Raw genomic sequence first — 18712 nt, forward strand, 5'->3', positions numbered from 1 at the left:
GCCCGCCGTGGACTTCGGACCCGGCCCCGAGGACGAGGCGTTCCGGGCGCGGGCGCGGGAGTGGCTGGCCGAGCACCTCACCGGCGCCTACGCGGCCGCCGCGGGGCACGGCGGACCCGGCGGCGAGCACGAGCGGATGGACGTACGCCGGGCCTGGGAGCGGGAGTTGGGGCGCGGCGGGTGGATCGGCATCGGGTGGGACACGGCGCCGGGCGCGTACGGGAACCGGACGGCGACGCTCACGCAGCAGGTCGTGTGGGCCGAGGAGTACGCGCGGCTGCGGGCGCCCGGACGGGTGGGCCACATCGGCGAGAAGCTGCTCGCGCCGACGCTCCTCGCGTACGGGACCCAGGAGCAGAAGGACGCGTTCCTGCCGCCCGTCGCGCGCGGGGAGGCCCTGTGGTGCCAGGGCTACAGCGAGCCGGGGGCGGGCTCCGACCTGGCCGGGGTGCGGACGGTCGCCGAGCGCGACGGGGACGCGTACCGGATCAGCGGCCAGAAGGTGTGGACGTCGCTCGCCCACGAGGCCGACTGGTGCTTCGTGCTCGCGCGCACCGGCCCGCCGGGGGCGCGGCGGCACGAGGGCCTGTCGTTCCTGCTCGTGCCGATGGACCAGCCGGGCCGGATCGAGGTGCGGCCGATCCGGCAGCTCACGGGCACGGCCGAGTTCAACGAGGTGTTCTTCGACGGGGCGCGCGCGGACGCCGCCCACGTCGTCGGCGGGGAGGGCGCCGGCTGGCGGGTCGCGATGGGGCTGCTGGGCTTCGAGCGGGGCGTGTCGACGCTCGCCCAGCAGATCGCCTTCGCCGCCGAGCTGGCGGACGTGGCCCGCCAGGCCGTGCGCGGCGGCGCCGCCGACGACCCGGTCGTCCGTACGGAACTGGCCGAGCTGTGGGCCGAGTTGCGGGTCATGCGGTGGAACGCGCTGCGCACCCTCGGCGGCGGCGACCCGGGCGCGCCCAGTGTGGCGAAGCTGCTGTGGGGCGGGTGGCACCAGCGGCTGGGGCGGCTCGCGGTGCGGGTGCGCGGGGCGCGCGGCGCGGCCGGGCCCGGCGACTGGTCCGCGGACGACCCCTACCGGCTCGACGCGGCCCAGCGGCTCTTCCTCTTCTCGCGCGCCGACACGATCTACGGCGGCTCGGACGAGATCCAGCGGAACATCATCGCCGAGCGGGTGCTCGGCCTGCCGAGAGAGGCCCGGGGGCCTCGGTGAGGGGTGCGCGATGGCCGGTGCGGGACGTGCGCGCGGACGGGGTGCGCGATGAGAGGGGTGGTGTTCGACGGGCGCGGCGCGGAGGTCGTCGACGACCTGGAGGTACGCGCGCCGGGGCCGGGCGAGGTGCTGGTGGCCGTGGCGGCGGCCGGGCTGTGCCACAGCGATCTGTCGGTGCTCGACGGGACGATCCCGTTCCCGGCGCCGGTGGTGCTCGGGCACGAGGGCGCGGGCGTGGTGGAGGCCGTGGGTCCCGGCGTCACGCACGTCGCCGCCGGTGACCACGTGGCCCTGTCGACGATCGCCAACTGCGGGGCGTGCGCGGAGTGCCACCGGGGGCGGCCCACCATGTGCCGCAAGGCGATCGGGGCGCCCCGGCAGCCGTTCACCCGGGGCGGCGACCCGCTGTACCAGTTCGCGGCGGTCTCCGCCTTCGCCGAGCGCACCCTCGTCCGCGCCGTCCAGGCCGTACGTGTCCCCAAGGAGATCCCGCTGACCTCGGCGGCCCTGATCGGCTGCGCGGTCGTCACCGGCGTCGGCGCCGTGCTGAACCGGGCGCGGGTCGCGTACGGGGACTCCGTCGTCGTGATCGGCGCCGGCGGCGTCGGGCTCAACGTGCTGCAGGGCGCGCGGCTCGCGGGGGCCCGGCCGGTCGTGGCCGTCGACGCGAACCCGGAGAAGGAGGCGGCGGCCCGGCGGTTCGGCGCGACGCACTTCCTGACGTCGGTGGCGGACGTCACCGGCGTCCTGCCCACCGGGGCGGACCACGCCTTCGAGTGCGTGGGCCGCGTCGACCTGGTCCGGCAGGCCGTGGACGTCCTGGACCGGCACGGCCAGGCGGTGCTCCTGGGGATGCCGGCCGCCGGGGCGGAGGCCTCGTTCGCCGTGTCCTCGCTGTTCCTGGACAAGTCGATCCTGGGCTGCCGGTACGGTGCCGGGCGCCCGCAGCGGGACTTCGCGCTGTACGCGGAGCTGTATCTGGCGGGGCGCCTGCTGCTGGACGAGCTGGTGACGCGGACGTACGAGGTGGGGGAGTTCGCGCGGGCACGGGCGGACGCGGAGGCGGGGCGGGTGGCGCGGGGGGTGGTGGTGTTCTGAGAGCCGGTTCCGAGGGCTGGGGGCGGAAACCGGGCCCGGGGCCGATGGCCGCGTCGCCGGGCCCCTCAGGGCGGGGGAGGGCGGCACGGCAGGGGCGGCGCGTGTGCGTGCGCCGCCCCGCTGCCACTGCTGGACCCCCGCTGTCGCTGCTGGACCCCCGGGTGTCACTGCGGGAGCCGTGTCCCCTTGCGCCGGGACGCCTTCTCGGTGTCCTTGGTGTGCCACCACTCGAAGAGGTGGGTGCGCACCAGGAGCGCGAGGTATTCCGCGGTCTCGTCGGTCAGGTCGCCGCTGACGAGACTCGCCTCCTGCCCCTGGTAATCGAGGGACACCCGCCACGATTCGCCCCGGGCGCGGACGTCGAGTGCCACGAGCAGCCGGGGCGAGACCTCCGGCACGCGCATTTCCCGTACGTCGATGGAGAAGCCGGGCCATTCCTGCTGCGCCCCGAGGAGCCGTTTGCCGAGTTCTTCCCGAACCCGTTCGGACGTGGCCATGGCTCACCTTTCTAGCATGCGGCCCTGGCGGTGCTCGCGGTGTATTCCACCGTGGCCGTGATGGTCCGTGTGCTGTGAAAGGGGTGGCCTTTTGGTGGTGGTGGCGGTGGTGACGGCGGCTTGGCGGTATTGGAGGGTCGGTTCCGGGCGGCTGGCGCGGACAGATGGGGAAGCGGGCCAGAAGCGGTCAGGGGCCGGGGTGGTCTGGGGGCCCGGGGGGTCTGGGGGAATTCGGAGGCGGGGTGTGAAGGGGGTGGCTTAGCGTCTGGCGCATGGGTTATCGCGAGGTCGTGTCCCGGCGGACGGCGACGTGGGCCGCTGTGGCGGTGGGGGCGCGGGCGCCGGTGGCCATGGCGCCGCTCGCGCTCGTCTTCCTCGTACGGGAGCGGGAGGGCGGCTACAGCCTGGGCGCGCTGCTCGCCGTCGCCTACGTGGTCGGAGAGGTGGTCGGCGCCCCGCTGCTCGCGATGCGGATGCGCGCCGAGCGGGCCCGCCCGCACCTCGCCGCCGGGCTCGCCGTGGGCGCCCTCGGCTACGCCGGCCTCGGCGCGCTGCCGCAGGCGCACACCGCCGTGCTCGCCGCGCTGGCCTTCCTCGCGGGCGCGGCCCCGGCCGCCGTGCCGGGCGGCCTGCGCGCGCTGCTCAACAGCCTCGTCCCCGAGCGGGCCGCGGCGCAGGCGCTGTCCGCCGAGTCCATGCTGGTGTTCGGCGTCTTCGCCGCCGGTCCCGCCGCCGTCACCGCGCTGGCGCTCGGGGTCGCGCCACGGGTGCCGCTGCTGCTCGCCGCCGCCGTGATGGCGGCCTCCGTCGCCGGGCTGTGGCTGCTGCCCGCGGGCTGGCAGGCCGACGAGTCCGACCGCGACGGCGAACCGATGCTGCGGATCATGGCCAGGGCCTGGCCGGTGTACGTGACCGGGGCGGCCGGGATGTCACTGCTCGCCCTGGCCGAACTCGTGCTGCCCGCGCTCCTCGAACAGCGCGGCCTGCCCGTCGGCCTGGCGGGACCGCTCCTCGCGGGGTTCGCGATCGGCTCGGCGGTGGGGGCGTTCGTGTACGGCCTGCGGGCCTGGCCGGGGCGGCTGCGGACGCAGAGCCTCGTGCTGATGCTGGCCGTCAACGGCTGCGTGGCGGCCGTCGCCGTGCTGCCGGGCACCGCGGCCCTCACGACCGGGCTCCTCTGCGCGGGCGTCCTCCAGGCGGGCGTCATGCTCTCGCGGAACCTGACCCTGCGGGAGGTGCTGCCGCCGAGCGTGCTGGCCGCCGGGTACTCGGTGATGTACGCGGCCGTCGGCGCGGGCTACGCGGTCACCGGGGCCCTGGCCGGGGGCCTGCTGAGGGTGGTGGCGCCGTCGACGGCGATCCTGGCCGGGGTGGGCCTGACCGTGGTGCTCACGCTGGTCGGGACCCTGACGGAGCTGCGGCCCGCGCGGCGCGTGCCCGTGCCCGTGCAGTACTCCGGCGGCCCGGACGCGGCTCCGGCCGGCCAAGGGCGGCCCTCCGGTGGCCTGGACGACGCGTCCCCGGGCGACGCCTCCCCGGCCGACGGTCCCCCCGCCCCGTCACCGGGCGCCGACCCCACCGGCCCCGCCCGCCACTCCTGAGGCCTCGGGCCCGTTCCCCGGCGGCCCGCCCGGCTCCGTACGCGGGCCCTGGGCGGAGCTGAACGTACGGCGGTAGGCCGTCGGGGTCACGCCCAGGGCGGCCTGGAGGTGCTGGCGCAGGGACTGGGCCGTGCCGAAGCCGGACTCGCGGGCGATCCGGTCCACGGACAGGGAGGTGGACTCCAGGAGGTGGCGGGCCCGCTCGACGCGCTGGCGGGTGAGCCACTGGCCGGGGCTGACGCCCACCTCCTCGCGGAAGCGGCGCGTGAAGGTGCGGACGGACAGCGCCTCCCGCTCGGCCAGGTCGCGCAGTCGCAGCGGCTCGTGCAGCCGGTCCAGGGCCCACGCCCGCGCGGCGGACGTCGTCGCGAGGCGCGGCTCCGGCACGGGCCGCAGGATGTACTGCGCCTGGCCGCCGTCGCGGTGCGGCGGGACCACGGTGGTGCGGGCGACCTCGTTGGCGACGGCGGCCCCGTGGTCGCGGCGCACCAGGTGCAGGCACAGGTCGAGGCCCGCCGCGACGCCGGCGGAGGTGAGCACGTCTCCGTCGTCGACGAACAGCACGTCCGCGTCGACCCGGACCTTCGGGAAGAGCCGCTGGAAGTGCTCCGCGTGCCACCAGTGCGTGGTCGCGGGGCGGCCGTCCAGGTGGCCCGCGGCGGCCAGGACGTAGGCGCCGGTGCAGATCGAGACGAGGCGGGTGCCCGGGCGTACGCGCGCGAGGGCGGCGGCGAGGTCGTCGGTCAGGCGGCCCTCCTCGTAGACCGGCCCCAGTTCGTAGGAGGCGGGCACCACGACCGTGTCGGCCGTGGCGAGCGCCTCGGGCCCGTGCTCGACGAGGATCTCGAAGTCGGCGTCCGTGCGGACCGGGCCCGGCGGGCGCACCGAGCAGGTCACGACCTCGTAGAAGCCCCGCCCCGCGGTGTCCTTGGCACGGCCGAAGATGCGCTGCGGGATGCCCAGTTCGAACGGGATGACACCGTCCATGATCAGGACGACGACCCGGTGCCGAGCGTCCACGGCCGGGCGGACCGAGGCCTCGGGGTTCGGGTCGTGGTCGCTCGCGCTGCCGTGGCGGTTGCTCGCTGGGCCGTCACGGTCGATCGCGCTGCCGTCGCGGCCGACCGCGCCGTGGTCCCGGCCCCGGGCGCTCCGACGCCGGGTGTCGTCCCGGTCGGCGGCGCTGCGGCCGGCGGTGGCGTTCCGGCCGGAAGCGTGGCGGCGGGCGGTGGCATCCCGGTCGGCGGCATTGCGGCGGGCGGTGTCGTCCCGGTCGGAAGCGTTGTGGCGGGCGGCTTTCCGGTCTGCGGCGGCCATGGCCCGATCCTAGCGAACGCTGTCCCTCGGGCCGCTCGATCACGGTGCCCCCCGGCCGGATGCTGGCTGACGTGACCCAGACAACCGAGACGTCCGTACGCGGGGACGGCGCGCGGCCCGGCTCCCGCCCGGCGCGCCGGGGGCCCCGGATCCACCGCGCCTGGCTCGTCGCCGCCGTCACCTTCGTGACGATCATCGGCGGCGCCGCCTTCGCCTCGCTCCCCGGGCTGCTCATCGACCCGCTGCACGACGAATTCGCCTGGTCCCGGGGCGAGATCGGGCTCGCCGTCTCCATCAACATGGCGCTGTACGGGCTCACCGCGCCGTTCGCCGCCGCGCTCATGGACCGCTTCGGCATCCGCAGGGTCGTCGTGTCCGCGCTCAGCCTGGTCGCGGCGGGCGCGCTGCTCAGCGTGTGGATGACCGCGAGCTGGCAGCTCATGCTCTACTGGGGCCTCCTGGTGGGCCTCGGCACCGGCTCCATGGCGCTCGCCTTCTCCGCGACCGTCACCAACCGCTGGTTCGTCGCGCGGCGCGGCCTGGTCACCGGCATCCTGACCGCGGCGGGCGCCTCCGGGCAGCTCGTCTTCCTGCCGCTGTGCGCGTGGATCGTGGACGAGCACGGGTGGCGGCCCGCGTCCGTGACGGTCGCCCTCGCGGCGCTCGCCGTGGTGCCGTTCGTGTGGCTGCTGCTGCGGGACCACCCGGCGGACGTCGGACTCGCCCCGTACGGCGGCGAGTTCACACCCAGGCCGGAACCGGCGCGGGGCGCCGCCGCGCGCGCCGTACGGGTGCTCCTCGACGCCGCGCGGACGGGGCCGTTCTGGCTGCTCGCGGGCTCGTTCGCGATCTGCGGGGCGTCGACGAACGGGCTGATCCGTACGCACTTCGTGCCGTCGGCGCACGACCACGGGATGCCGGTGACCGCCGCGGCCTCGCTGCTGGCCGTCATCGGGGTCTTCGACGTGGTGGGCACGATCGCCTCCGGCTGGCTCACGGACCGCTTCGAGGCGCGCCGCCTCCTCGCCGTCTACTACGCCCTGCGCGGCGTCTCCCTGCTCTTCCTGCCGATGCTGCTCGCGCCCGGTGTGCACGTACCGATGATCTTCTTCATCGTCTTCTACGGGCTCGACTGGGTGGCCACCGTGCCGCCCACGCTGGCCCTGTGCCGGGAGCACTACGGGGCGGACAGCGCCATCGTCTTCGGCTGGGTGCTGGCCTCGCACCAGGTCGGTGCGGCGGTGGTGGCGTTCCTGGGCGGGGTGGCCCGGGACGTCTTCGGCTCGTACGACGTGGTGTGGTACGCCTCCGGGGGCCTGTGCGCGGCGGCCGCGCTGATGGCGCTGGTGATCCGGCGCGGCGGCCGGGAGGCGGAACCGGCCGCCTGAACCCCGCGGTCGTGTCAGCCGCCGACGCCGAAGGAGCCGCGGTGGAAGAGCAGCGGGCGCGCCCCCTCGCGCGGGGCGTCCAGGGCCTCGACCCGGCCGACCACGATGAGGTGGTCGCCGCCCGTGTGCACGGCGTGGACGGCGCAGTCGATCCAGGCGATCGCTCCCGCGAGGCGCGGGGAGCCCGTGACGGGGGCCGCGTCGTGTTCGACCCCCGCGAACTTGTCCGCCCCGCTGACCGCGAAGGCGCGGCACAGCTCCGCCTGGTCCGCGCCGAGGACGTTCACGCAGAAGACGCCCGCGCGGGCGATGCGGGGCCACGTCGTGGACGCCCGGCCGACCATGAAGCAGACCAGCGGCGGGTCGAGGGAGAGGGACGAGAACGACTGGCAGGCGAAGCCCGCGGGGGCGCGGCCGGGGCCGCCCGGCGCGGTGACGACGGTGACGCCGGTGGCGAAGGTCCCGAGGACGCGGCGGAACACGGCCGGGTCCAGCGGGGCGCGCTCGTCCTCGCGGACGGCGCGCAGCCGGGGGCGGTGGCGGCCGTGGGCCCCCACGGGGGTGGGGCCCGCGGCGCCACCGGCATCTGCGGCGGCTCCGGGGGCGGGGCCCGGGGCGGGGGCGTGGGCCACCGGTGGCGCCGTGTCCGGGGCGCCGGACGACCGGAGGTAGCGGACCACGGTGGCGGCCATTGCGGCGTGTCCCATCACGCCTCCCATTAAAACTGACACCTCGTCAGATCGGAACCTGGCGGACTCTGCGGCTGTCGGTCGTGCGGGGCTCAACGGCCCTCGTACACCGGGGTGCGGCGTTCCACGAAGGCGGCCACGCCCTCCTGGGCGTCGCGGGTCGTCATGGTGATCTCCTGGGCGGCCGCCTCGGCGGCCAGGGCGGTGGCGCGGTCGCCGTCCAGGGAGGCGTTGACGAGCTGCTTGGTGAGGGCGAGGGCCCGGGTGGGCCCGGTGGCGAGGCGTTCCGCCCAGGCGCGGGCGGTCTTCTCCAGGTCGGCGTCCGGGACCACGCGGTTGACAAGCCCGAGGCGGGCGGCGTCGGCGGCGGGGAGGGCGTCGCCGAAGAACATCAGCTCCTTGGCGCGCTGCGGGCCGACGAGGCGGGGCAGCAGGTAGGCCCCGGCGCCGTCCGGGACGAGGCCGCGGCGGACGAACACCTCGACGAACGCGGCCGACTCCGCGGCGAGCACCAGGTCGCAGGCGAGGGCGAGGTGGGCGCCGAGGCCGGCGGCGGTGCCGTGCACGGCGGCGAGTACGGGTTTCTCGCAGTCCAGGACGGCGGTGACGAGGCGCTGCGCGCCGCGGCGGATGGTACGGGCCACGTCCCCCGCCACGCGCTCGCCCGCGGCGGGCGTGGCGGGCGTGGCGCGCAGGTCCGCGCCGGCGCAGAAGGCGGGGCCGGTGGCGGTGAGGACGACGACCCGGGTGGCCGGGTCGGCGGAGGCCTCGTCGAACAGCGCGATGAGGTGGTCGCGGTGGGCGGGGGCCAGGGCGTTCCTGGCCTCCGGCCTGGCGAGGGTGATCCAGGTGACGTGGTGGGTGGTGGTGTGCTGGATGGGTGTGGCCATGGGCGTGGGCATGGGGTGTCCGTCCGTGGGTGGGTGAATGGTGGGTGGGCCCTCGCGGGGTGCGCCCCAGTCCCGCCCCTTTCCCGAAACCATGGGGCTCCGCCCCCTGGACCCCCGACCTCATCGGCGCTCCGCGCCTCGTCCTCAAACGCCGGACGGGCTGAAACCCCCGGCGGTGCGGGTCGGGGGCGGCGTGCAGGCCGTGAGGTGAGGTCGGGGCCGGGTGGGGAGGTGTGGTGGCACGGGTGGGCGGGTGGGTGGAAATCCGCCGCGAAGCGGTGGCACAAATCGAGGACGGTGTGAAAGCCGCCAGGTCGGGGCCGGGTGGGGAAGTGTGGTGGCACGGGTGGGCGGGTGGGTGAGGATCCGCCGCGGAGCGGCGGTGCAGGTCGGGGGCGGTGTGCAAGCCGCGAGGTCGGGGCCGGGCTGCCCGGTGGGGCTGTACGGGTGGGCGGGTGGGTGAGGGTCCGGCGCGGAGCGGCGGGGTGTGGGGCGGGGGCGGCGTGCGAGCCGCCAGGTCGGGGCCGGGCCATCAGGTGCGGTGGTACGGGTGGGCGGGTGGGAAAGCACGACGGCGACGGCGGGGCAGCGCTCCGCGCCGGGGCCCGGCGGGCGAAGCGGGGGCGGTACGGGTGGGCGGGTGGGTGAGGATCCGCCGCGGAGCGGCGGTGCAGGTCGGGGATGGCGTGCAAGCCGCAAGGTCGGGGCCGGGCTGCCCGGTGGGGCCGTGCGGGTGGGCGGGTGGGCAGGGCAGGCAGGGCAGGCAGGGCAGGGCCGCAGCCTCAAGCGCAGCGCACCAACGCGTCCAAGGCCGCCACGCCCTGGCCCAGCACCACCAGCGGATTGATCTCCAGCTCGGCCAACGCCCCACCCAGCTCCAGAGCCATCCGCTGCACCCGCAGCACCACCTCCACCAGCGCGTCCAGGTCCCCCGGCGGAGCCCCCCGTACGCCGTCCAGAAGCGGCCGCCCCCGTAGTTCGTCGAGCATCGCCCGGGCCTGGTCCTCGCCGAACGGTGGCACGCGGACGGAGACGTCGTGGAGGACCTCCACGAGCACCCCGCCGAGCCCCACCGTCACCGTGGGGCCGAAGAGCGGGTCCTGGCTGACGCCGACCACCATCTCGACGCCGCGCTCCACCATCTGGCAGACCAGGACGCCGTCCAGGTCGACGTCCTCGTAGCGGGCGATGTCGGTGAGGTCGCGGTAGGCGTCGCGGACCTGGCTGGCGGAGGTGAGGCCGATCTTGACCAGGCCGAGGTCGGTCTTGTGGGCTATGCGGGCGCCGGAGGCCTTCATGACGACGGGGTAGCCGACCTGCCCGGCGGCGCGGACGGCGGCCGCCGCGCTGGTGACGAGCTGCTCGCGCGGTACGCGGATGCCGTACGCCCGCAGGAGCTGCTTCGCGGCGTGCTCGCTGAGCTGGTGGCCGGGCCGCAGCAGGGCCTGGGCCTTGCGGAAGGAGGGCGAGGGGGTGCGCGGCGCCTCGTCGAAGGGCGAGCGGTAGGAGGCGGTGAAGCGGTGGTGGGCGAGGTAGGCGCGGACGGCGGTGACGCAGTTGGCGAAGGTGCGGAAGGTGGCGACGCGGGAGGAGCCGAGGAGGGTCGTGCGGTAGGCGTCCTCCGTGCCGACCGGGGAGCCCCAGATGACGCAGACCAGCTTGTCCGTGTCCTCGGCCGCCGCGACCAGGTCCCGTACGAGCTTGTCGCTCAGCGGCGGGAACGGGCCCGTGACGGGGCAGACCAGGACGCCGATCTCCGGGTCGGCGAGGAGCGCGTCGATGATCTTCCGGCCGCGCCCGTCGCCGACGGGGTGGCCGCCGTTGTCGACGGGGTTGGAGACGTTCAGGTCGTGCGGGATCCACTGGTGGAGCTCCGCCTGCTTCGCCTCCGACAGGCGCGGCAGGCGCAGGCCCGCGGCGGCCGCCAGGTCGGCGAAGTGCGCGCCGGTGCCGCCGGAGATGCAGTGGACGGCGACGCCGTCGGCGCGCGGCGGCCGGGCCCGCGCCAGCAGGGCGGCGGTGTCCTGGAGTTCGTCGAGCCCGTCGACGCGGATCACGCCGTACTGGCGCATCGCCGCGTCCACGACCGTGTCGGCGCCGGTCAGCTTGCCGGTGTGGGAGGCGGCCGTACGGGCGCCGGTCTCGGTGCGGCCGACCTTGACGGCGACCACGGGGACGCCGCGCCGGGCGGCCCGGTCGGCGGCGAGGAGGAAGGCGCGGCCGTCCTTCAGGCCCTCGACGTAGGCGGCGACGCAGCCGACCTCCGGCTGCTCGGCGAAGTACGCGAGGAAGTCGGCGGTCTCCAGGTCGGCCTCGTTGCCGGTGGGCGCCCAGTGGGAGAGGCGGATGCCCAGCTCCTGGAGGGCGTAGAGGGGGCGGCCCTGGTGGCCGGACTGGGTGAGCAGGGCGATGGCGGGCCCTTGGAGGTCCGCGCGGAACTCCTGGAAGGCGTTGAGGTTGGTGTTGGGGCCGAGCAGGCGCAGCCCCGTGCCGCGGACGGCGGCGGCAAGACGGTCCTGCGCGGCGGCGCCGGCCGCGCCGGTCTCGGCGAAGCCGGAGGCGAAGACCACCGCGAACCGCGCCTTGGCGGCGGCGAGTTCCTCGACCACGGGCAGCGGGTCGCCCACCAGGACGGCGGCGACGTCCACCGGCTCGGGCAGCTCCGCCACCGACCGGACGCAGGGGACGCCGAGGACGGCCGGGCGGGTGGGGTGCACCGGGTACAGCCGGGCGCCGACGCGCGCGGCCCAGGCGGCGAGTTGGCGGGTGACGCCGGAGTTGGGCCGCCCCTCGGCGTCCGACGCGCCGACGACGGCGACGGTCTCGGGCCGGAAGAAGCGGTCCAGGTCGGGTACGTCGGCGTGCAGCGGGCGGCCGCTCACGTCCAGGTCGCCCGCGGCGGCGGCGCGGCCGTGGACGGTGGCGGAGGGGAGGTTGCCGCAGGCCACGGCGCGTGCGCGGCGGGGGTCGGGGGTGAAGGTGCCGTAGGTCGATCCAAGCATCGGTCCGCCCGCTCCTGTGTGACAGTGACGACGGTGGCGACGGTGGGGCGAGGGCGCGCGGAGGGCCGCCCGGCCCGTGTGTCCCAGAATTGACGCTTAGTCAGATTACTGAACTGACGGCCCGTCAGGAATGGGGCGGGCGGCAAAGTCCGGTGGGCGGTGGGCCGGAGCCGGCGGGCGGCGGCCCGGGCCCGATGGGCGGCGGACCCGGCCTGACGGGCGGTGGGCCGAGCCCGGTGGGCGTGCACGCACCGCGGTGGGCGTGCGCGTACCGCTGTGGGCGTGCGCGTACCGCCGTTGGGCGCGCGTACCGCGGTGGGCGGCGGGCGCGGCCCGGGGAGGAGGGCGGCGCGGCTCCGTCCGGCGGCGCGACGTCGTCCGGTGGGGCGTGTGGGGCGGCCGCGGCGGACCGTGCGCCCCGCCCTCCACGGAACCTCACGATCCGCCCCCTGCCAAGGGCGCCTCGGCACAGTGGCCGGTTACGTACGGGCGGCGCGGCCCATGGAGGCGGCGGGGACTGCGAGGGCGGCGCGGCCCGCGGAGGCGGCGGAGGCCGGGAGGCCGGGGCCTCGGGCTACGCCTTCGACCGGGCCACCGCCCGGGCGATCCGGCCCGCGTCCAGGCGCAGCTCCCGCAGGGTCCCGCTGATCGGGTTGGTGAAGCCCGTGAAGTACAGGCCCGGGGCCTCGGGCGCGGTGCGGGCGCCGTGGACGCGGGGGCGGCCGCGGGCGTCGAGGACGCCGAGGTGGCCGAGGAGGGGTTCCAGGGCGCGGCGGTAGCCGGTGGCGGCGATGACCGCGTCGGGGCCGACGCGGCTGCCGTCGGCCAGCACCACCTTGCCGTCCTCGAAGGCCTCGACGGCGGCCACGGGCTCGACCCGCCCCGCGCGCACCGCGTCGATCAGGCCGACGTCCTGCACCGGGATGGCGCCCTCGCGGACGCGCGAGTACAGGCCGGTGGCGGGGCGCGGCAGCCCGTGCGCGGACAGGTCGGGCACGCTGACGCGGGCCAGCACGCGCCCGAGCCGGTCGACCACGGGGACCGGCAGCCTGCGGCACAGGATCGCGGAGCGCTGCGCGGGCCACCCGGCGGTGGAGCGGCGCACGATGTGCGGGGCGGTGCGCACGGCGAGCCGTACGCGGGCGGCGCCGCCCTCGACCAGGTCGACGGCGATCTCGGCCCCGGTGTTGCCGACGCCGACCACGAGGACGTCCTTGCCCGCGTACGGGCCGGGCGCGCGGTAGGAGGAGGCGTGGATCAGCTCGCCGGGGTAGGAGTCGGCGCCCGGCCAGTCCGGCAGGTGGGGGGTGTGGTTGTAGCCGGTGGCGACCACCACCGCGCGGCCCGCCAGCGCACGGCCGCCGGTGGCGCGCAGGAGCCAGCCCGCGCCGTCCGGGGCGCGCTCCAGGCGGGTCACCTCCACGCCCGTGACGACGTCCAGGTCGTGGTGCTCGGCGTACTTCTCCAGGTACCTGACCACGTTGTCGCGCGCCACCCAGCGGCCGAACGAGCGCGGCATCGCCAGGCCCGGCAGCGCGGACAGGCGGCGGGTGGTGTGCAGGTGGAGGCGGTCGTAGTGGCCGCGCCAGGAGGCGCCGACGTGGTCGGACCGCTCCAGGACGACGGCGCGTACGCCGCGGCCGCGCAGGGCGGCGGCGACGGAGAGGCCACCGGGGCCGGCGCCGATGACGTACACCGGACGGGCCGGTCCTCGCCGGTCCGGGTGGGGCCGGTCGGTGCTGGTGAGCGGGGAATGCGAGTCGGCCATGACGGGAGGGTAACCACGCCGTCACTTGATGGGTGACGGTCAAGTCCGAAACCGGTTGCGAATTGATCACGTACGACGGACCCTTGCGCGCCCGGTGAGCGGTGCGCTCAACTGACGGTGCGTCAGTTAGCGGTGCGCGCCCCCGCCGACCGGGGAAGGCCGCCCCACCGCCGAACAGGGAAGGCACCCCATGGACACCGTCCGGCACAGCGGCACCGCGCGGCTCCCCGTTCCCCGTGGCGGCCCCGGCCCGGGGCGGCCGGGGCGTCGCCGCCGCCCGCGGCAGAAGGGCCGGTTCGCGCGGGGCGCGGGGTCCGTCGGCGCGGCGGCGGTGCGCCGGTGACCGCCCCGGGGCCGCGCTTCGACCTGCCCGAGACCGACGCCTTCACCCGGCCCTACTGGGACGCCGCCGCCGCGGGGCACCTGCTGGTCCGCCGGTGCCGCGCCGCGGGGTGCGGGCGCGCGCACCACTACCCGCGCGAGTTCTGCCCGTACTGCTGGAGCGAGGACGTCGCCTGGGAGCGGGCGAGCGGGCACGGGACCCTCTACACGTGGTCCGTCGTGCACCGCAACGACCTGCCCCCGTTCGGCGCGCGCGTGCCGTACGTCGCGGCGGTCGTGGACCTGGCGGAGGGTCCGCGGGTGATGACCGAGGTGGTGGGGTGCGACGGCGCCGCGCTGCGGGTGGGGATGCCGGTGACGGTGGCGTTCCGGGAGGCGGTGGAGGGTGTGGTGGTGCCGGTGTTCCGGCCGCGTGGCGCGGGGGAGGAGGGGCGGTAGGGGGCCTCGCCGTCCGGCTTTCACCGCCTTCGCCGTTCGGCTTCCGCCGCCTTCGTCGTCCGGCTTCCGTCGCCTTCGCTCCCCGGCTTTCGCCGCTTCCGTCGTCCGGCTTTCGCCGCTTCCGCCACCCGGCTTTCACCGCCTTCGTCGTCCGGCTTCCGCCGCCTTCGCCGTCCGGCCTTCACCGCCTTCGCCGTCCGCCCTTCACCGCTTCCGTCGTCCGGCTTCCACCGCCTTCGCCGTCCGGCCTTCACCGCCTCCGCCGCTGCCGCCGCCCCGCCCTCCCCACCGTCCGGGCCGGGCGGTCGGGGCGGCGTGGGCGGTGAGAGCATGCCGCATGACCACGACCCCGGGCGCCCGCTGGCACCTGACCGCCGACCCCGCCGAGTTCCTGGACCGCGCGCGGCCCTTCCTGCACGCCGAGCCCGCCCTGAACACGGCGCTGCTCACCGTCGCCGACACCCTGCGGACGCGCGGCCCGCACGTGTACGGGGGCGGGGACCCGCTGCTCGGCTGGCTGGAGGAGCGGGGCGGCCGGGTGCGCGGGGCGTTCCTGCGGACGCCGCCGCACCGGGTCGCGGTCAGCCCCCTGGCCCCCGGCGACGGCCCCTGCGGCCCGGATGCCCTCGACGCCCTCGACGCCCTGGCCGGGGAGCTGGCCGACCGGTCGCCCGAGCTGCCCGGCGTGATGTCCGACCGGGCCACCGCCACGGCCTTCGCGGACGCCTGGCGGCGGCGCACCGGGGCGGCCGCGACGGAGAACCTGCGCCAGCGCCTGTACCGGCTGGGCGAGCTGACCCCGCCCGAGCCCGCCCCGCCCGGCGCCGCCCGGGTCGCCACCGCCGCGGACCGGGAGCTGCTCGTCCGCTGGCACCAGGCCTTCCTGGCGGACCTCGGCCAGGAGCGCCTGACGGACCCCGGGGAGTGGGCCGACGCCCGGCTCGCGTACGGCGGCGTGACGCTGTGGGAGGCCCCCGACGGCACGCCCGTGTCCATGGCGGGCGCCACCCGCCTCATCGCGGGCCAGATCCGCGTCGCGCCCGTCTACACCCCGCCCGAGCACCGGGCCCGGGGCCACGCGGCCGCCGTCACCGCCGAGGTCAGCCGGGCGGCGCTCGCCGCGGGCGCGCGGGAGGTGCTGCTCTTCACCGACCTCGCCAACCCCACCAGTAACGGCCTGTACCGGCGCATCGGCTACCGGCCCGTACGCGACTACGCCCAGTTCACCTTCACTCCGGGGCGATGACGCCGGGGAGACCGGCGCCGGGAAGTCCGGTCCCGGGGAGACCGGCTCCCGGGAGACCGGCGCCGGGGAGTCGGGCGCCGGGGAGTCCGGCGCCGGGGGAGGTGACCGGCTTCACGTACCGGTGGCACGGCACCCGGATCGGGCCGCTGTCGCTGGCGGCCAGGTACTCGAACAGGCCCTCGTCGCGCCAGCCGTTGCGCTCGTAGAAGCGGCGGGCGCGGGCGTTGCCGTCGACCACCGCGAGCCAGGCCCGGCGGTGCCCCTTGGCGGCGACCACGCGCTCGGCCTCGGCGAGCAGCGCGGGCGCGACGCCCGTGCCGCGGTGGTCGGCGGCCACGTAGACCTGTTCGACCTCGTCGTCGACGACCATCACGAAGCCCGCGATCCGTCCGGCCACGACCGCGACCACCGTGTCGTCGACGCGGCGCGGGGCGCGCAGCGCGAACGACTCCGGGGTGCGGACCGCGAGCAGGGCGGCCGGGACGTGCCCGAGGTGGCCGTCGCTCCAGCCGGCGTGCCAGATCCGCGCGACGGCCGCGGCGTCCTCGGGACGCGCCGGGCGCAGCTCGACCCCGGGCCGCCCGGACCCCTCGGGCCCCTCGCGCCGCCCGGACCGTCCGGGTACCTCTCCCGTCGCGCCTTCCCCTTCGGTCACGGCCACAGCAACTCCCTCGCCCATCCCCCCTGTTGTTCCGTTGCCCGGTACCTGAGGCGGACGTGCCGCCGTCGGGCGTCCCCCTGGAAGAACTCCACCTCATCGGGGGCCAGTACGTACAGCGTCCAGCTCGGCGCGTCGGCGTCCGGTTGCGCCGCCGCCCGGTCCCAGGCGGCGTCCGAGGCCCGCGTCAACTCCTCGTACGATCGCAGGACTTCGCTCTGCCGCCCGACGAGGGCGGCGGCGAGCGCCCCGGTCGTCCGCGCGTGCAGGTCCGCGAGCGCCTCGGGGTGCGGGGCGGTGGCGACCGGGCCGCGCAGCCGGATCTGGCGGGCCCGGGCGGGCCAGTAGAAGTGCAGCGCCGCGTACGGCCGGGCGGCGAGCTGGCGGCCCTTGCGGCTGGTCGCGTGCGAGGCGAAGTGCCAGCCCTCGGCGTCGGCGCCGTGCAGCATGACGGTGCGCGCGTCGGGCAGGCCCGCCTCGTCCGTCGTCGCCAGGGTCATCGTGTGCGGCTCGGGCTGACCGGCCGCCACGGCGTCGGCGAACCAGCCGTGGAACAGCTCCACGGGTGTCCGCGGCGCGGTGGCGGGGTCGAAGGACGGGAGCTCGGTGTCCCAGACCTTCTGGGCTCTGAGCAGGGCGGGGAACGGGTCCGTGGTCATGGCCCGATTCTTCCCGCCCACCGCCGTGCCCGTCCCCGATCCGCCCGGCTCGCCCCTCGAACACAGGACCCGCCGCCGCCCCCGTCTCCGGCCCGTCCGGCTCGCCCTCGCACGACGGACGGGCCGGAGCCGGGCGCGCGGGGGCGCATGGTCAGTCGCGGGCCAGGACCAGCGTGCCCGACGAGCAGAACCAGCCGCCCGTGCCCGACGCCACCGCCAGGCGGGGCAGGGTGCCGTCGCGCCGGTGGACCTGGCGGCCCTCGCCCGCCCGGCCGCGGAGCTGGCGTACCGCCTCCACGACCAGGAACAGGCCCCGCATCCCCGGGTGCTGCGCGGAGAGGCCGCCGCCGTCGGTGTTGGTCGGCAGGTCCCCGTCCCGCAGCAGCCGCCCCCGCTCCACGAACGCCCCGCCCTCGCCCTTCGCGCAGAAGCCGAGGTCCTCCAGCGTCACCAGCGTCATGTACGTGAAGGCGTCGTAGATCTGTGCGAGGTCGATCTCGGCCGGGCGCACCCCGGCGCGTTCGAAGGCGAGGCGTCCGCTGACGGCCGCGGGGGACACGGTGAAGTCCTCCCAGGCGGACATCGCGGAGTGCGAGACGTGCTCACCGGAGCCGAGCACCCACACCGGCGGCTGCGCGCACTCGCGCACCAGCTCCTCGGCCACGAGCAGGACCGCGCAGCCGCCGTCGGAGCGCAGGCAGCAGTGCAGGCGCGTGAACGGGTCCGCGATCACCGGGCCGCCGAGGACGTCGTCCACGGTGATCGGGTTGCGGAACAGCGCCTCGGGGTTCGCCGCCGCGTTGGCCCGGGCCTGCACGGCCACGGCCGCGAGCTGCTCCAGCGTGGTGCCGTAGGCGTGCATGTGGCGCCGGGCCGCCATCGCGTACTTGGCGATCAGCGTATGGCCGTACGGGGCCTCGAACTGGAGCGGGCCGCGTGCCCCGAAGGACAGGTCGCCCGTGCGGCGCCCGGCCCTGACGTCGGCCCGCGCGGTGGAGCCGTAGACGAGGAGCACGGCGTTCGCCCGCCCGGCCGCGACGGCGTCGGCCGCGTGCGCCGCCATCACCTCCCAGGCGGCGCCCCCCACCGAGGTGGAGTCCACCCAGCGCGGGCGCAGCCCCAGGTACTCCGCCACCTCCACGGGCGCCAGCGTCCCGAGGCCCGCCGAGGCGAGCCCGTCCACGGCGTCCCGGCCGAGCCCGGCGTCGGCGAGCGCCCGCCGGGCGGCCTGGGCGTGCAGGGCGTAGGGCGTGACGCCGTCGACACGGCCGCAGTCGGCGAGGGCGACACCGACGACGGCCACCTTCCTGCTTCCGGCGCGCACGAGGCTCGGCATGTTTCTGACGGTACATCAGATGGCTGCCGTACGGGACGTGTCGCAACCCTGGGCAACCGTCCGGCGCGGTCCTAGCATGGCGGCCCGCCGTCATGGGTGACGGTGTGTCAGATATGTGTCTGTCCGCCCGGGAGGAGACCGCCGATGGACGCCGCCTGCACCGTGGAGCAGGACGAGATCCGCCGCGCCGTGCGCGAGGTCGTCGCCAAGCGCTGCACCACCGGTGACGTCAGGTCCGCCGTGCGGGCGCCCGCCGGGTACGACACGGCCCTGTGGAACGTCCTCGCCGGACGGCTCGGCCTGCCCGGGCTCGCGCTGCCCGAGGCGTACGGCGGCGTCGGGTGCGGCCCGGTGGAACTGGCCCTGGCGAGCGAGGAGCTGGGGCGCGCCCTGGCGCCCTCGCCGCTGTTCGCGACCGCCGTGCTCACCGCGCCCCTGCTGCTGCGCCTCGGCACGCCGGAGCAACGCGCCGCGCTGCTGCCCCGCGTCGCCGCCGGGGACCTGACCGCGGCCCTGGCCCTGGCCGCCGCCGCGCCGGCCACCGCGTTCGGCCTCACCGGCGGCAACGGC

16 protein-coding genes are annotated in these 18712 nt (G+C 76.6%); 7 read left to right on the plus strand and 9 right to left on the minus strand.

Annotated features, from left to right (window positions below):
• The first annotated feature begins 7 nt into the window (after positions 1-7).
• Both IE330_RS23270 and IE330_RS23275 read left to right on the plus strand, forming a co-directional pair.
• Positions 8-1213, plus strand: a complete 1206-nt coding sequence (locus tag IE330_RS23270; protein ID WP_190138038.1) for an acyl-CoA dehydrogenase family protein — start codon at positions 8-10, stop codon at positions 1211-1213.
• Positions 1214-1261: 48 nt separating this feature from the next.
• Positions 1262-2311, plus strand: coding sequence for an alcohol dehydrogenase catalytic domain-containing protein (locus tag IE330_RS23275; RefSeq protein ID WP_190138039.1), 1050 nt, complete (start codon positions 1262-1264; stop codon positions 2309-2311).
• A gap of 164 nt (positions 2312-2475) precedes the next feature.
• On the opposite strand, the gene IE330_RS23280 is transcribed toward IE330_RS23275, so the two are convergent.
• Positions 2476-2808, minus strand: coding sequence for a hypothetical protein (locus IE330_RS23280; RefSeq protein ID WP_190138040.1), 333 nt, complete (start codon positions 2806-2808; stop codon positions 2476-2478).
• A gap of 272 nt (positions 2809-3080) precedes the next feature.
• Between IE330_RS23280 and IE330_RS23285 the strand changes: the two genes are divergently transcribed.
• A complete protein-coding gene (locus IE330_RS23285; protein WP_229925858.1) occupies positions 3081-4409 on the plus strand; it encodes an MFS transporter in 1329 nt (442 codons plus the stop codon).
• On the opposite strand, the gene IE330_RS23290 is transcribed toward IE330_RS23285, so the two are convergent.
• Positions 4368-5396, minus strand: coding sequence for a GlxA family transcriptional regulator (locus IE330_RS23290; protein WP_190138052.1), 1029 nt, complete (start codon positions 5394-5396; stop codon positions 4368-4370). The genes IE330_RS23285 and IE330_RS23290 overlap by 42 nt on opposite strands.
• A gap of 389 nt (positions 5397-5785) precedes the next feature.
• Here IE330_RS23290 and IE330_RS23295 point away from each other — a divergent pair, with 389 nt between their 5' ends.
• A complete protein-coding gene (locus IE330_RS23295) occupies positions 5786-7114 on the plus strand; it encodes an MFS transporter (RefSeq protein ID WP_190138041.1) in 1329 nt (442 codons plus the stop codon).
• 14 nt (positions 7115-7128) lie between these two features.
• Here IE330_RS23295 and IE330_RS23300 read toward each other — a convergent pair whose 3' ends face one another.
• From IE330_RS23300 to IE330_RS23315, 4 genes are all read right to left on the minus strand, one after another.
• Positions 7129-7821, minus strand: a complete 693-nt coding sequence (locus tag IE330_RS23300; protein WP_190138042.1) for a flavin reductase family protein — start codon at positions 7819-7821, stop codon at positions 7129-7131.
• 74 nt (positions 7822-7895) lie between these two features.
• A complete protein-coding gene (locus IE330_RS23305; RefSeq protein ID WP_373314711.1) occupies positions 7896-8693 on the minus strand; it encodes an enoyl-CoA hydratase/isomerase family protein in 798 nt (265 codons plus the stop codon).
• 782 nt (positions 8694-9475) lie between these two features.
• Positions 9476-11695, minus strand: coding sequence for an acetate--CoA ligase family protein (locus tag IE330_RS23310; protein ID WP_190138044.1), 2220 nt, complete (start codon positions 11693-11695; stop codon positions 9476-9478).
• Between the two features lie 574 nt (positions 11696-12269).
• Entirely contained in the window at positions 12270-13463 is a 1194-nt protein-coding gene (locus IE330_RS23315) for a flavin-containing monooxygenase (protein ID WP_190138045.1), read from the minus strand.
• 339 nt (positions 13464-13802) lie between these two features.
• On the opposite strand from IE330_RS23315, the gene IE330_RS23320 reads away from it, so the two are divergent.
• The gene (locus tag IE330_RS23320) at positions 13803-14243 is read left to right on the plus strand and encodes a Zn-ribbon domain-containing OB-fold protein (protein WP_190138046.1); all 441 of its coding nucleotides are present in this window, start codon (positions 13803-13805) and stop codon (positions 14241-14243) included.
• 337 nt (positions 14244-14580) lie between these two features.
• Complete coding sequence (locus IE330_RS23325; RefSeq protein ID WP_190138047.1) at positions 14581-15489, plus strand: GNAT family N-acetyltransferase; 909 nt, start codon at positions 14581-14583, stop codon at positions 15487-15489.
• Here IE330_RS23325 and IE330_RS23330 read toward each other — a convergent pair.
• From IE330_RS23330 to IE330_RS23340, 3 genes are all read right to left on the minus strand, one after another.
• The gene (locus IE330_RS23330) at positions 15473-16144 is read right to left on the minus strand and encodes a GNAT family N-acetyltransferase (protein WP_229925859.1); all 672 of its coding nucleotides are present in this window, start codon (positions 16142-16144) and stop codon (positions 15473-15475) included. The genes IE330_RS23325 and IE330_RS23330 overlap by 17 nt on opposite strands.
• Positions 16141-16806: a pyridoxine/pyridoxamine 5'-phosphate oxidase gene (locus tag IE330_RS23335; protein WP_190138049.1), complete on the minus strand. Its 666-nt coding sequence runs from the start codon at positions 16804-16806 to the stop codon at positions 16141-16143. The genes IE330_RS23330 and IE330_RS23335 overlap by 4 nt, the downstream gene beginning before the upstream one ends.
• A 151-nt stretch (positions 16807-16957) precedes the next feature.
• Positions 16958-18142 carry a thiolase C-terminal domain-containing protein gene (locus tag IE330_RS23340; protein ID WP_190138050.1) on the minus strand — a complete coding sequence of 395 codons (1185 nt, stop codon included), beginning with the start codon at positions 18140-18142 and terminating at the stop codon, positions 16958-16960.
• A 144-nt stretch (positions 18143-18286) separates the two neighbouring features.
• On the opposite strand from IE330_RS23340, the gene IE330_RS23345 reads away from it, so the two are divergent.
• The coding region (locus IE330_RS23345; RefSeq protein ID WP_190138051.1) for an acyl-CoA dehydrogenase family protein at positions 18287-18712 on the plus strand (426 nt) is incomplete at its 3' end.

The sequence above is a fragment of the Streptomyces longispororuber genome (genome assembly GCF_014656095.1).
Classification (GTDB): domain Bacteria; phylum Actinomycetota; class Actinomycetes; order Streptomycetales; family Streptomycetaceae; genus Streptomyces; species Streptomyces longispororuber.